At 62.9% G+C, this 14,046-nt stretch carries 9 protein-coding genes; all 9 read left to right on the top strand.

Annotated features, from left to right (window positions below; all coding sequences use genetic code 11):
* The first annotated feature begins 601 nt into the window (after window positions 1-601).
* Window positions 602-2,164, top strand: a complete 1,563-nt coding sequence (glgA, locus tag LT40_RS11035; protein WP_043189940.1) for a glycogen synthase GlgA — start codon at window positions 602-604, stop codon at window positions 2,162-2,164.
* A gap of 39 nt (window positions 2,165-2,203) precedes the next feature.
* Window positions 2,204-3,994, top strand: coding sequence for a malto-oligosyltrehalose trehalohydrolase (gene treZ, locus LT40_RS11040; RefSeq protein WP_043189943.1), 1,791 nt, complete (start codon window positions 2,204-2,206; stop codon window positions 3,992-3,994).
* Window positions 3,991-6,072 (top strand): 4-alpha-glucanotransferase, encoded by a 2,082-nt coding sequence (gene malQ / locus LT40_RS11045; protein ID WP_043189945.1) that lies wholly within the window; start codon window positions 3,991-3,993, stop codon window positions 6,070-6,072. The genes treZ and malQ overlap by 4 nt, the downstream gene beginning before the upstream one ends.
* The gene (locus tag LT40_RS11050) at window positions 6,069-8,858 is read left to right on the top strand and encodes a malto-oligosyltrehalose synthase (protein ID WP_043189948.1); all 2,790 of its coding nucleotides are present in this window, start codon (window positions 6,069-6,071) and stop codon (window positions 8,856-8,858) included. Before malQ ends, LT40_RS11050 begins: the two co-directional genes overlap by 4 nt.
* A gap of 15 nt (window positions 8,859-8,873) precedes the next feature.
* Complete coding sequence (locus LT40_RS11055) at window positions 8,874-9,230, top strand: DUF2934 domain-containing protein (RefSeq protein ID WP_043189951.1); 357 nt, start codon at window positions 8,874-8,876, stop codon at window positions 9,228-9,230.
* 221 nt (window positions 9,231-9,451) lie between these two features.
* The gene (gene glgX, locus LT40_RS11060) at window positions 9,452-11,614 is read left to right on the top strand and encodes a glycogen debranching protein GlgX (protein ID WP_043189953.1); all 2,163 of its coding nucleotides are present in this window, start codon (window positions 9,452-9,454) and stop codon (window positions 11,612-11,614) included.
* The gene (locus tag LT40_RS11065) at window positions 11,611-12,618 is read left to right on the top strand and encodes an acyl-CoA dehydrogenase family protein (RefSeq protein WP_043189956.1); all 1,008 of its coding nucleotides are present in this window, start codon (window positions 11,611-11,613) and stop codon (window positions 12,616-12,618) included. The genes glgX and LT40_RS11065 overlap by 4 nt, the downstream gene beginning before the upstream one ends.
* A complete protein-coding gene (locus LT40_RS11070; protein WP_043189958.1) occupies window positions 12,615-13,373 on the top strand; it encodes a PIG-L deacetylase family protein in 759 nt (252 codons plus the stop codon). Before LT40_RS11065 ends, LT40_RS11070 begins: the two co-directional genes overlap by 4 nt.
* Window positions 13,370-13,978: a class I SAM-dependent methyltransferase gene (locus LT40_RS11075; RefSeq protein ID WP_043189960.1), complete on the top strand. Its 609-nt coding sequence runs from the start codon at window positions 13,370-13,372 to the stop codon at window positions 13,976-13,978. Before LT40_RS11070 ends, LT40_RS11075 begins: the two co-directional genes overlap by 4 nt.
* The last annotated feature ends 68 nt before the right edge of the window (window positions 13,979-14,046 follow it).

The raw sequence follows: 14,046 nt of genomic DNA on the forward strand, positions 1-14,046 counted from the left end.
TTCTTGAACGGTGTTGTCCAGAAAGCCTGTGGGGATATTGCCCGAACCAGCTTCCAAGTTAGTCCCGGACGATACCGGTAAGTTTCCGAGTATACCTTTGGTCGGTCGCGGCGCTGGCCAAAAAACTTGGATTTTTACCGATTTCATCAAGGACAGCATCCGAGCGGGGACACAAATCGCAACGGTTTTGTTCGGGTGCGACTCACAGCCCATGAAGCGACCTCCAGCCACCGGCCAATCGGCCAGAGGCCGCTGCGGGCAAGGCCTGTAGTACGCGTGTGCCAATAATAATCGGCCGTCAGTCGCGCGCCTGCCCCAAAAAAATGGCGGATCTCCTACACTCAAGCCACAGGCGATGTATCGCTTGGAAATTGGACGCAAAAAACTCGAACTTTTTGCAAATCAGACAGGTCAGGATAGGGAGCAGGTTATTTGATGTTTCTTGTCCGCCAAACCTGCTATCCCGTGAATCATTGCAGCCTGCGGCAGGATAGCCGGAGTCTGCAGCGCCTGTGCGTGTGTCAGCGGGAAGCGCTAATCGATCAGCGCTTTTTCAGAGTCAGGATCTGCCATACAAGTACGTAATGCACGGGAGAGAACAATGATCAGTGCCGCTGTCGAAAACCACGGAGAGCGTTTCAACAGGCAAGCGGCGGAACCCGCCCACTTGCAGGTTCCCACGCCTACCAGCAAAGCACTGCAGATGCCGTCTGGCGTCAACAAGCAAAAAGTTCTTTTCGTGACCTCGGAAATTGCCGACCTGGTCAAGACCGGTGGGCTGGGTGACGTGTCGGCTGCGCTGCCACGCGCCATGAGCCAGGTACACGACGTCCGTGTGCTCATTCCTGGTTATCCGCAAGTGCTCAACAGTGACAACCCGATTCATGTCGTCGGTGAGCTCGGCGGCCATGCCGCCCTGCCACCCTGCAAGATCGGGCGTATGGACATGCCCGACGGGCTGGTCATCTATGTGCTGCTGTGCCCCGAACTGTACGAACGCGACGGCACCCCCTACGGCGCCAACAACGGCCGCGACTGGCCGGACAACCATATTCGCTTCGCCCGCCTGGGCCTGGCCGCTGCGGACATCGCCGCAGGCCAGGGCATGGTCCACTGGAAGCCCGACCTGGTTCACGCCCACGACTGGCCTGCTGGCCTGGCGCCTGCCTACATGCATTGGCGCGGGCTGCGTACACCTACCCTGTTCACCATCCACAACCTGGCTTACCAGGGTGTGTTCAGCCGTGGTTGCTGCCCCGAGCTGGGCGTTCCCAGCCACGCGATGCAGCAGGATGGCATGGAGTTTTTTGGCAAGCTGTCGTTTCTCAAGGCCGGCATGGCCTACGCGAACCACATCACCACGGTGAGTGCGACCTACGCCGAAGAAATCACCACGCCGGAATTTGGTTGCGGTCTGGAAGGCTTTCTCAGCAGCAAGGCGCAACAAGGCAAACTCAGCGGCATTCCCAATGGCATCGACGCCAGCTGGGAATCGGCCACCGATCCGCACCTGGTGTGCCCGTTCAGCCTGAACGACTGGGAAGGCAAGGCGGTCAATGCCGCCCATGTACGCAAGCTGTTCGAAATCGACGAATCCGAGGGCCCGCTGTTCGCCGTCGTGTCCCGCTTGGTGTACCAGAAAGGCCTCGATCTCACCGAGGGTGTTACCCAGTTCATCGTGGAGAACGGTGGCCAGGTCATCATCATCGGTCGCGGTGAGCCTGAAGAAGAGCAAGCCATGCGCGAGCTGGCCCTGCGCTTCCCTGGCCGGGTGGGCGTACGCATCGGCTTCAACGAGACCGACGCACGGCGCATGTTCGCCGGCAGCGATTTCCTGCTGATGCCATCGCGCTACGAACCCTGCGGTCTGAGCCAGATGTATGCACAGCGTTTCGGTTCACTGCCGGTGGCCCGCAATACCGGTGGCCTGGCCGACACCATCGAAGACGGCGTGACCGGCTTCCTGTTCGGCGAATCCACCATCGAAAGCTACCAGGCTGCGTTGGCGCGCGCCTTCTATGTGTTCAGCAAGCCCGATCTGTTGAACGCCATGCGCTGCCGCGCCATGACTCAGCCATTCAACTGGAGCGAAGCGGTCGAGCCCTATGCCGACCTGTACAAGACGCTGGTGCAAGGCAGCAAGCGCTCGGCAACTCATCAATAACGGCAATCAATCATCACGATAACGGAAGAGGTTTCATCGATGCCTTCACGGAAAACTGAAACCTGGTCCCACGGTGCGGTAATGCAGGACTCCGGGCTCACCCACTTTGCACTATGGGCCCCGGACGCTTTTTCGGTTGGGTTGCAGATCGCTGACGACGCGTCTCTGCCGATGGTCGCTCGCAACGATGGCTGGTTCACGTTGGAGCACAAGTGCCCAGCGGGCACGGCCTACCGTTTCGATATCGATGGCGAACTGGCCGTGCCGGACCCCGCGTCCCGCGCTCAGCAGCAGGACGTGCATTCGCCAAGCGTAGTGGTCGATCCGCTGGCCTACGAGTGGCAGAACACCCGTTGGCTGGGCCGTCCCTGGTCCCAGGCCGTTATCTATGAACTGCACGTTGGTGCTCTGGGCGGCTACGCGGGTGTCGAATCCCATCTGGCCCGCTTGGCTGGCCTGGGCGTCACGGCCATCGAGCTGATGCCGATCGCCGAGTTCCCCGGTGAGCGCAACTGGGGCTATGACGGTGTCCTGCCTTATGCCCCTGAAGCGTCCTATGGCACGCCCGAGCAGCTCAAGCACCTGATCGACTGCGCCCACGGTCATGGCCTGATGGTGATCCTCGACGTGGTCTACAACCACTTCGGCCCGGACGGTAACTACCTTGGCCGCTACGCCAAGGGTTTCTTCCGTCACGACAAGAAAACCCCTTGGGGCGACGCGATCGACTTCCGCCGCGATGAAGTGCGCAGCTTCTTCATCGACAACGCAGCAATGTGGTTGCTCGAGTACCGCTTCGACGGCCTGCGTTTCGACGCCGTGCATGCGATTCAGGATCCGACGTTCTTGCAAGAGATGGCTGCCACTCTGCGCAAGCAGGTCGGTGCCGATCGGCACGTATGGCTGATGCTTGAGAACGAGCACAACCAGGCTCACCTGCTCGAGCAGGGCTACGATGCCCAGTGGAACGACGATGGCCACAACGTCCTGCACGCGCTGCTGACCGGTGAAAGCGAAGCGTACTACGCCGACTTCAGTGAACAGTCCACCGAAAAACTGGCGCGTTGCCTCAGCCAGGGCTTCATCTATCAGGGCGATACTAACCAGAAAGGCGAATCGCGCGGTGAGCCGAGCGGTCATTTGCCGCCCAGCGCGTTCGTGCTGTTCCTGCAGAATCACGACCAGATCGGCAACCGCGCCATGGGCGAGCGTCTGAATCTGCTGTGTAGCGAGCCGGCGCTGCGGGCTGCGACGGTGTTGCTGTTGCTGTCGCCAATGATCCCGATGCTGTTCATGGGCGATGAGTGGGCCGCTGACGAGCCCTTCCTGTTCTTCACCGACCATCACGGTGAGCTGGCCGAAGCGGTTCGTGAAGGCCGTCGAGCTGAATTTGCCGCCTTCGACTCGTTTGCCAACGAAGCGACCCGCGCCAAGATTCCCGACCCGAATGCGGCAAGCACGTTCGAATCGTCATGCCCAAATTTTGCTGAGTTCGAGTTCCGCAAGGACGGTGCCTGGGTGCAGCTGTATCGCCAACTGTTGGCCTTGCGCAGCGCCGAAATCGTACCGCGCCTCGATGGCGCCCAGTCGTTGGGTGCTCATGTGCTGGCGGAAAAGGCGGTAACGGCCAAGTGGCGCATGAGCGACGGCAGTGTCCTGCGCATCGACTTGAACCTGAGCGAGGCCACGGTGCCCGTTCAAGTGCCTACCGAGCACCTGTTGTTCGACAGTCGTCCACACGGTGACAAAGCAGCTCTGAGCCAAGGATTGCCTGCCCTGACCGCTCTGGTCAGCCTGACCCCGGCAGGTGCTGCGGAGAAACCGGCATGAGTGAAGCAAAACTGCACGAGCTTGCCGAGCAGGCCGGTATTGCCGTCGATTGGACCGATGCCAACGGCAAGCCGCAGACGGTATCCGACAGCGTCTTGCGCAAAGTGCTGCGCGGCCTCGGCCACCCGGCCGACACGGCCGAAGAGCTTGAAGAAAGCCTGGACGCCGTGGGCAAGGCGGCGCAGTCCCATCGCCTGCCCCCGTTGCTGACGGTCGAGCACGGTCAGCCGCTGGATCTTGGCAAGTTCTTCGAGCCCGGCACGGCCTGCGAGGTCCAGCTGGAGGACGGCAGTACGCTGTCCATCAGCCTGGACAAGCACGCAGCCTTGCCCGGCCTCTTGCCCGTGGGCTATCAGGACGTGCACATTCAGCAACAGCACTTCACCTTGGCCGTGGCGCCGCAACGTTGCTACAGCGTGGCAGATGCCTATGGCCAGGAAACCGCCCATGCCTGGGGGTTGGGCGTCCAGTTGTACGCGGTGCGCCGCAGCGGCGACGGCGGTTTCGGCGATACCCAGGCCCTGGAAACGCTGGTGCGCAGCGCCGGCGAGCGCGGTGCCGATGCATTGGCCATCAGCCCGATGCATGCCATGAGCAGCAGTGACAACACGCGCTACAGTCCCTATTCGCCGTCGAGCCGGCTTTTCCTCAACAGCTTGTACGCAGCACCTGCCGCGGTACTGGGTGAAGATACCGTACGCACGGCCATCGAGGATTCGGGGCTGAGCGAGACCCTGCAATCGCTGGAAGCGCTGCCCCTGGTCGACTGGCCCGCTGCTGCTGGCGCCAAGCAGCGCCTGATGCGTGCGCTGTACGACAACTTTCGTCAGACCGAACATGCACTCAATGGGGATTTCAGCGCATTCCGCCACGCCGGTGGGGAAGCCCTGGAAAACCACTGCCGCTACGAAGCCCTGCAGGCAGACTTCAAGGCCCGTGGTGAGAGCCTGGACTGGCGCCAATGGCCCCAGCAATGGCACGACCCGCGCGGCAGCGCCGTCGCCGAGTTCGCCGAAGCCCAGGCAGAAGAGATCGCCTTTCATGCATTCTGCCAGTGGCTGATCGACCGGTGCCTGGCCAAGGTGCAGAAATCGGCGCGTGACAGCGGCATGAAAATCGGCCTGATCGCCGACCTCGCGGTGGGCGCCGACGGTGCCGGCAGCCAGGCCTGGAGTCGCCAGGACGAATTGCTCGCCGACCTGACCGTGGGCGCGCCACCGGACATCCTCAACCGCTCGGGGCAGAGCTGGGGCATCTCGGCATTCTCCCCCGAGGGCTTGAAGCGCAACGGCTTTCGGGCATTCATTGAAATGCTGCGGGCCAACTTCGCTCACGCCGGTGGCCTGCGTATCGACCACATCATGGGCCTGCAACGCCTGTGGCTGATTCCAGCCGATGCCAAGCCTGGCGAAGGCGCCTACCTGCAGTTCCCCATCGACGACATGCTGCGCCTGCTCGCCCTTGAATCCCATCGCCACCAGGCAGTGGTGCTCGGCGAAGACCTTGGCACAGTGCCCGATGGACTGCGCGAGAAACTGGCGGCCAAGCAGATGCTCGGTATGCGCGTATTGCTGTTCGAGCAGAACGACGGGGAATTTACCGACCATCAAGCGTGGCCGGACAACGCCCTTGCGACTTCCACCACCCACGACCTGCCAACCCTCAACGGCTGGTGGCATGGGCGCGACATCGACTGGAATCGCGACCTGGAGCTGATCGACGAGCCGACCGAGAAACAGTGGCGTGTGACCCGTGAGCACGAACGTCGCGCACTTCGCAAGGTGCTCTCCCCCGAATTGCAACACAGCGAGAGTGAAGGCATCGAGGATATCGACGCCATCATCGACGCAAGCACGCGTTTCCTTGGCCTGACCCCTGCCCCGCTGGTGTTGCTGCCCATCGACGATGCCCTGGGCATCGAAGAGCAGGCCAACCTGCCGGGCACCATAGACAGCCATCCCAATTGGCGCCGTCGCTACAGCGCCCATGCCCAGAATCTTCTCGACGATGAAGACGCTGCCAGACGCCTAGAGCTGCTGGCCTGCGCCCGCCAACAAGCCAGTGAGCGTTACCGATGAAAAAAATGACGGCCAGCGTTCGGCTGCAGTTGCACAAAGATTTCACCCTGGATGATGCCGCTCGCCTCGTGCCTTATTTTTCCCGGCTCGGCATCAGTCATGTGTACGCATCGCCCATCCTCAAGGCACGGCCCGGCTCCATGCACGGCTACGACGTGGTCGATCCTACCCAGGTCAACCCCGAACTGGGTGGCCAGCCTGCACTCGAGCGATTGATTGCGGCCTTGCGCGAGCATGACATGGGCTTCATCCTGGACATTGTCTCCAACCACATGGCTGTGGGCGGCGCGCACAACCCCTGGTGGCTGGACCTGCTCGAATGGGGCCGTCGCAGCCCGTACTCGGAGTTCTTCGATATTCAGTGGCACTCCCCGGACCCGTTGCTCGAAGGCCAGCTGCTGCTGCCATTTCTGGGCAGCGACTATGGCGCGGCCTTGCAGGGCGGTGAGTTGGTGCTCAAGTTCGATGCCGACCAGGGCAGCTTCTATGTCGAGCACTACGAGCACCGTTTCCCGATCTGCCCTATCGATTACCCGCACATCCTGGCGGCCTCGGGCAATGCGCCAGTCAGCGAACTGGGCGCACGCTTTGCCAATCTGCACGGCAGCGACGATGCCTACGCCCAGGCGCGAGCGCTGCAAACCGACCTGGCCGCTCATGCCGCCGGCACCGGTTTGAACGACGCCATCCAGGCCTCGCTTGCGCAGTTCGACGCCACCAACGATGAAGGCTTCAAGCGCCTGCATGAGCTGCTGGAGCGCCAGTCCTACCGCCTGGCCAGCTGGCGCACCGCTGGCGACGACATCAACTGGCGGCGATTCTTCGACGTTAACGAGCTTGGCGGCCTGCGCGTCGAACGCCCTGCCGTGTTCGAAGCCACCCACGCGAAGATATTCGAGTTGATCGCAGCGGGCCTGGTGGATGGTCTGCGTATCGACCACATCGACGGCCTGGCCGATCCGCGCGGTTACTCGCGTAAACTGCGGCGCCGCGTCGAAGGCCTGTTGCAGCAACGTCCTGAATCGGCGCGCATCGATCATGTGCCGATCTATGTCGAGAAGATCCTCGGCGCGGGCGAATCGCTGCACCGTGACTGGCAGGTCGACGGCACCACCGGTTATGAATTCATGAACCAGGTGTCGCTGCTCCAGCACGATCCAGCCGGCGAGCAGCCGCTGGGCGAACTCTGGAGCCGTATCAGCGGACGCCCCAGCGAGTTCATCGAAGAGGCCCACGTGGCCCGCAACCTGGTGCTCAATGGCTCGCTGGCCGGTGACTTCGAGTCCGTCGCCCAGGCCCTGCTGCAGGTGGCCCGAGGTGATCTGATGAGCCGCGACCTGACCCTGGGCGCCATCCGCCGGGCACTTCAGGAGCTGATCGTGCATTTCCCGGTGTACCGTACCTACATCAACCCGTGCGGGCGTCCTGCCGAAGACGAGGCCTTCTTCCAGAAAGCCATGGAAGGTGCTCGCAGTACTCTGGGTGAAGCCGATTGGCCGGTGCTCGACTACCTGGAGCGCTGGTTGGGCGGCCAATCGTGGCGTGCCCTGCCGCTGGGACGCCCGCGCAAGCTGATCCGTCATGCCTGCGTGCGCTTCCAACAGCTGACTTCGCCGTCGGCGGCGAAGGCCGTAGAAGACACCGCGTTCTACCGCTCTGCCGTGCTGCTCTCGCGCAACGACGTGGGCTTTGAGACCGAACTGTTCGCCGGCACCCCGCAAGCGTTCGACGAGGCTTGCCAACAGCGCCTGAAGCACTTCCCGGACAACCTGCTGGCCACCGCGACCCACGACCACAAGCGGGGCGAAGACACCCGTACCCGTCTGGCCGTGCTCAGCGAGCGCGCGTCGTGGTATGTCGAGCAGGTCGAACAGTGGCTGGAGCTGGCCGCGCCCCTGCGCAGTGCCTTCGGCGACGGCCATGCACCGACCGGTGGCGACGAGCTGATGCTGTATCAGGCGCTGCTCGGCAGCTGGCCATTGGACTTGCGCAGCGACGACGTCGAAGGCCTCACTGCCTACGCCGAGCGTTTGTACCAGTGGCAGCAAAAAGCCTTGCGTGAAGCCAAGCTGATCAGCAGCTGGAGCGCGCCGAACGAAGCGTACGAAAAAGCCTGCCGCGAGTTCCTCGAGCAACTGCTGTTGAGCGAACAGGGCCGCCCGCTGCGCGATGCCATCGCCTCGGCCAGCCGTGCCATTGCGCCCAGCGGCGCCTTGGACAGCCTGGTGCAGACGCTGCTGCGCATGACCGTGCCCGGCATCCCCGACCTGTACCAGGGTGCCGAGTACTGGGATTTCAGCCTGGTCGATCCGGACAACCGCCGTCCAGTCGACTACGCCGCCAGGGAGCGATCGCTCGATGCTAGCCCCGCCGTCACCGAGCTTGTGCACAACTGGCACGATGGTCGCATCAAGCAAGCCATGATCCAGCGCACGCTCCAAGCGCGTGCCGCCCATCCACAGCTGTTCCGCGAAGGTAGCTACGACAAACTCGAGGTCCGGGGCGCACAGGCCGATCGCATTCATGCGTTCGCCCGCGTACTGGATGGCACGACGGCCGTGGTCATCGTGCCGCGTCTGGCCAGCGGACTGCTGGCCGATGCACAGACGCCGTTGATCGACGCCAGCGCCTGGGGCGATACCCGCGTCGTTTTGCCGTCGGCAAAATCCGGGACTACATTGAAGGGACTTTTCTCCGACCACGCAGTCATAGCAGAGAAGGAATTGCTGGTGAGCACTGCGCTGAAAGAGTTTCCCGTCAATCTCTTCCTACAAAGTGAGCTGTAATTAAGGAGCGTTGAAATGAGTGCCGACGACAAACGAGTTCGCGAATTCGCCTATCAGATCTGGGAATCCGAAGGCCAGCCCGACGGCCAGGGTGAGCGCCACTGGGAAATGGCGCGCAAGTTGGCCGAAGCCGAAGCGCTGGCGCCTTCCAAGCCGGCCAAGGGCAAGGCACCTGCCAAGCCAAAGGCAGCCGCCCAGCCCAAGCCCAAGCCTGCAGACGCTGGCCCCGCTGCCAAGCCCAAGGCCCCTGGCAAGGCTGCCGACAAGGCCGCTGCAGCGCCCGATTCAGCCGACAAGGCCAACGCCGACGGCAAGCCTGCGGCGCCGGCACCGAAAAAACCTCGTGCGCCGAAAAAGCCTGCTGCAAAGTGACACCCGCCCGCGTACCACCCTTACATGGCACGCGGGCTCACATTTTCCAGATCCAGCCCTATGGCTGGATTACTGCGTTTGCCCATGCTCACGCGCTCGTCAACCGGCCAGCGTGTTGACCTACCCGTTACAGCCCCCTGTAGACCCGACTCTGTAGACACCGAAGATGCCGTGACATCTGCCTGCGCCCTACGCGTGCAAACCAAGAGCAAGGATCGACCATGAGTCCGCAAAAAAAAGCTGCACCCGCGCCAGAACCCACCGAACCGTCGCGCATCCGTGAAGGCCTGCCCTTCCCACTGGGTGCGACCTGGGATGGACTGGGCGTCAACTTTGCCTTGTTTTCGGCCAACGCCACCAAGGTCGAGCTGTGCATCTTCGATGCCAGTGGCGAAGAGGAAATCGAGCGCATCGAGTTACCCGAATACACCGATGAGATCTACCACGGCTACTTGCCCGACGCCCATCCAGGGCTGATCTACGGCTACCGTGTGTATGGCCCCTACGACCCGGAGAACGGCCACCGCTTCAACCACCACAAGTTGCTGATCGACCCCTATGCCAAGCAATTGGTGGGGGAGCTGAAGTGGTCCGAAGCCTTGTTCGGCTACACCATCGGCCACCCCGACGGCGACCTCAGTTTCGACGAACGCGACAGCGCGCCTTTCGTGCCCAAGAGCAAGGTCATCGACCCGGCCTACACCTGGGGCCGAGATCATCGCGTCAGCGTGCCGTGGGACAAGACCATTTTCTATGAGGCCCACGTCCGCGGCCTGACCATGCAACACCCGGCCGTCCCTGAAGCATTGCGTGGGACCTTTGCCGGTCTTGCCGTGCCGGAAGTGGTCGAGCATCTGAAAAAGCTGGGCGTCACCTCGATCGAGCTGCTGCCCATCCACGGATTCGTCAACGACCAGCATCTGCTGCAGAAAGGCCTCAACAACTATTGGGGCTACAACAGCATTGCCTTTTTCGCCCCGCATTCGCGCTACATCGCCAGCGGCAAGATCGCCGAGTTCAAGGAGATGATCGCGCACCTGCACGACGCGGGCCTGGAAGTGATCCTCGACGTGGTCTACAACCACACCGCCGAAGGCAACGAGCAAGGCCCGACGCTGTCGATGCGCGGCATCGACAACGCCTCCTACTATCGCCTGATGCCGGAGAACAAGCGCTACTACATCAATGACTCCGGCACCGGCAACACCCTGGACCTGAGCCACCCCTGCGTGCTGCAGATGGTCACCGATTCGCTGCGCTACTGGGCTTCGGAAATGCACGTCGATGGTTTCCGCTTCGACCTGGCAACCATCCTCGGCCGTTACCACGACGGCTTTTCGGAACGCCACAGCTTCCTGGTCGCCTGCCGTCAGGACCCGGTGCTGCGCACGGTCAAACTCATCGCCGAACCCTGGGACTGCGGCCCCGGCGGCTATCAAGTCGGCGGTTTCGCCCCTGGCTGGGCTGAATGGAACGATCGCTTCCGCGATACCGTGCGGGCCTTCTGGAAAGGCGACGACGGTCAGTTGGCCGACTTCGCCGCACGGATGACCGGCTCGGGCGACATGTTCAACCAGCGTGGCCGCCGGCCGTATTCCTCGGTGAACTTCATCACCGCACATGACGGCTTCACCTTGCGCGACCTGGTGTCGTACAACGACAAGCACAACGAAGAGAACGAAGAAGACAACCAGGACGGCACCAGCAACAACGTCTCCTGGAACCACGGTGTCGAAGGCCCCAGTGACGATCCGGAAATCATCGAGCTGCGGCTGCGCCAGATGCGCAACTTCTTCACCACCCTGCTGTTCTCCCAGGGCACGCCGATGATCGTCGCCGGCGACGAATTTTCGCGCACCCAGGGCGGCAACAACAACGCCTACTGCCAGGACAGCGAGATCGGCTGGATCAACTGGGAACTCGACGAGGAAGGCAAAGGCCTGCTGCGTTTCGTCAAGCGCCTGGTGAAGCTGCGCAACAGCTACCCGATCCTGCGCCGCAATCGTTTTCTGGTCGGCGAGTACAACGAGGCCATCGGCGTCAAGGATGTCACCTGGCTTGACCCGCTGGGCAACGAGATGACCGCCGAGCAGTGGGAAGACGCCAACGGTCGCTGCCTGGGCATGATGCTCGATGGCCGTGCGCAACCCAGCGGCATTCGCAAGCCAGGGGCCGATGCCACCTTGCTGCTGATCGTCAATGCCCACCACGACGTGGTCAATTTCACCTTGCCCGAGGTGCCGGAGGGCGAGTACTGGAACTGTCGCATCGACACCAACCGTCCAGAACTGGGTGAGCATGAGCGCCTGGAATTCGGTAGCGAGTTCCTGGTGACCGGCCGCTCGATGCTGATGTTCGAACTGCACCGGGATGTCGAAGAATGAAACCAACACTGACCGAAGCGCTGACCTGGCCGGCGCCGGGCTACGCCGACACGGCGGCCCTGGGCAAGGAGCTGCGTCGGCTGTGTGCAGCCGGCCTGGACAGCCTGCCGCTGCCGGCCGGTGGCGACACCTTGCAACGCTGGCAGTGCCTGGCCGCCGTGGCCGGGCACGATCTGGGCCTGTGCAAGCTCTACGAGGGGCACACCGATGCCCTGGCGATCATGCAGGAGCTGAACGCCGGGCCGGTGCCGCAAGGCTCGATCTGGGGCACCTGGGCCTCCGAGCCACCCCAGGCGAGGGTCATGGTGCGCATGGAAGGCGGCCGGGCGGTGCTCAGCGGTCGCAAGGCCTGGTGCTCGGGCGCCAGCGTGGTCACCCATGGCCTGCTGACCGCCTGGGATGACGATGGCGAACAGCAGCTGGTCGCCGTGCCGATGGACCAGCCCAACCTGTGCGTTACCGATGACGGCTGGAATGCGGTGGGCATGGCTAACACTGGCAGCGTCGAAATCTTGCTGGAGAACGCTGAAGGCTGGTACGTCGGACCGGCGGGCGGTTACTTGAGCCGTCCGGGTTTCTGGCTGGGCGGCATCGGTATCGCCGCCTGCTGGTTCGGCGCTGCTCGCGAGCTTGGCCGCCATCTGGCCCAGCACTGCCATAACCGGCCCGAAGCCCACGCCTTGGCTCACCTGGGCGGAGTGGACCGGGCACTCGGCGCCTGCATGGCCGTGCTGCGCCAGGCGGCCAGCGCGGCAGATCAACAGCCCGACGGCCCGTTCGAACACTCGGCGCGGCTGTGCCGTGCGGTGGCCGAAGAGACCGCTGAAACCGTCATCAGTCACGTCGGCCGTGCGTTGGGCGCTGGCCCCTATTGCAAAGACCCCCACTTCGCCCGGTTGATCGCCGATCTGCCGGTGTACCTGCGACAGAGCCACGCCGAGCGCGACCTTGCCGCGCTTGGCCAACTTCTGGGCGCCCCCACCACGCGGACCTGGAGTTTATGAAAGAAAATCCCATCGTAGGCCAGGGTACGCCCCTGCAGGCCTGGCGCGGCTCACGGCGCCTTGCCGAGCTGCCGTTGATCGAAGCTCAGACACTGGTGCCCACCGGTTCGCGAGCGGTGATCATCGCCCCGCATCCAGACGATGAAGTGCTCGGCTGTGGCGGATTGCTGCAGTTGCTTGCAGGGCTGGATCGACAGATCCTGATCATTTCCGTAACCGACGGCAGCGCCAGTCATCCAGGGTCGCAGACCTGGCCGGCCGAACGCCTGAGCGCGGTGCGTCCACAGGAAAGCGCCGAAGCCTTGCACCGGCTGGGTCTGCCACTGCACAGCCTGCAGTGGATTCGTGGCGGTTTTGCCGACAGCGGCGTGGCCAACCAGGAACACCGGCTGACCGAGTTCATCCAGCGCTACCTCAAGCCCACCGATGTGGTGTTCAGCACCTGGAGCAACGACGGCCATACCGACCACGAAGCCGTGGGTCGCGCGGGCGCCAGCGCAGCTGCAGCGGCCGGTGCGACGCACCATGAGTTGCCGATCTGGACCTGGCACTGGGCAACGCCCGAAGACGACCGAATCCCTTGGGAACGCGCACGCAAGCTGCCGCTGGACAAGGCCATGGTGGCGCGCAAGAGCCACGCCGTGCACGCCTTCGCCAGCCAGCTGGAAGGTGACCCTCAGATCGGTCTGGCGCCCGTACTGCCCCCCTATGTATTGGAACGGCTGCTGCAGCCGTTCGAGGTCGTTTTTCTATGAGCGGACAAAGCGTCGACAATCAGTACTTCGACAAGCTTTACGAAGGTAACGACGACCCCTGGGCCATGCGTCATCGCTGGTACGAGCGACGCAAGCGCGCCTTGCTGCTGGCGTGCCTGCCCCAGGAGCACTATGGCTCCATCTTCGAGCCGGGATGTGCCAACGGCGAAACCAGCCTGGCCCTGGCCACGCGCTGCGACGCTTTGCTCAGCTGTGACATGAACAGCCGCGCAGTCGGCCTGACCCAGGCGCGCCTGAGCGAGATCGCCCACGCCCAGGCGCGGCAGGCTGCCTTGCCCGCCGACTGGCCAAGCGAGCGCTTCGACCTGATCGTGCTCAACGAACTGGGTTATTACCTGAATCGAGCTGACTTCAGCAAAGTCATCGAACATGTGCGCCTGTCCCTGAATTCGGGCGGCCAATTGGTGGCCTGTCATTGGCTGGCCACCATCGACGGCGCACCGCAGACGGCTGAACAGGTGCATGCGCAGCTGCAAGCGGAACTGGGCATGCACAAACTGGTGGAGCACAGGGAAGGTGATTTTCTGCTGGAACTGTGGAGCCGCGAGCCGACGACGGTCGCTCAGCACGAAGGGCTGCACTGATCGGCGCCATGTGAAGGGTAAAAAAAGGGGCTCCACGAAGGAGCCCTTTTTTGTTGGCGCAAGCTCAG

This window comes from Pseudomonas rhizosphaerae, assembly GCF_000761155.1.
In the GTDB taxonomy this organism is placed as follows: Bacteria; Pseudomonadota; Gammaproteobacteria; order Pseudomonadales; family Pseudomonadaceae; genus Aquipseudomonas; species Aquipseudomonas rhizosphaerae.

What these genes read in the sequence shown, in the direction of transcription:
- glgA (WP_043189940.1), top strand. Translation starts at nt 602, where the DNA reads ATGATCAGTGCCGCTGTCGAAAACCACGGAGAGCGTTTCAACAGGCAA.
- treZ (WP_043189943.1), top strand. Translation starts at nt 2,204, where the DNA reads ATGCCTTCACGGAAAACTGAAACCTGGTCCCACGGTGCGGTAATGCAG.
- malQ (WP_043189945.1), top strand. Translation starts at nt 3,991, where the DNA reads ATGAGTGAAGCAAAACTGCACGAGCTTGCCGAGCAGGCCGGTATTGCC.
- LT40_RS11050 (WP_043189948.1), top strand. Translation starts at nt 6,069, where the DNA reads ATGAAAAAAATGACGGCCAGCGTTCGGCTGCAGTTGCACAAAGATTTC.
- LT40_RS11055 (WP_043189951.1), top strand. Translation starts at nt 8,874, where the DNA reads ATGAGTGCCGACGACAAACGAGTTCGCGAATTCGCCTATCAGATCTGG.
- glgX (WP_043189953.1), top strand. Translation starts at nt 9,452, where the DNA reads ATGAGTCCGCAAAAAAAAGCTGCACCCGCGCCAGAACCCACCGAACCG.
- LT40_RS11065 (WP_043189956.1), top strand. Translation starts at nt 11,611, where the DNA reads ATGAAACCAACACTGACCGAAGCGCTGACCTGGCCGGCGCCGGGCTAC.
- LT40_RS11070 (WP_043189958.1), top strand. Translation starts at nt 12,615, where the DNA reads ATGAAAGAAAATCCCATCGTAGGCCAGGGTACGCCCCTGCAGGCCTGG.
- LT40_RS11075 (WP_043189960.1), top strand. Translation starts at nt 13,370, where the DNA reads ATGAGCGGACAAAGCGTCGACAATCAGTACTTCGACAAGCTTTACGAA.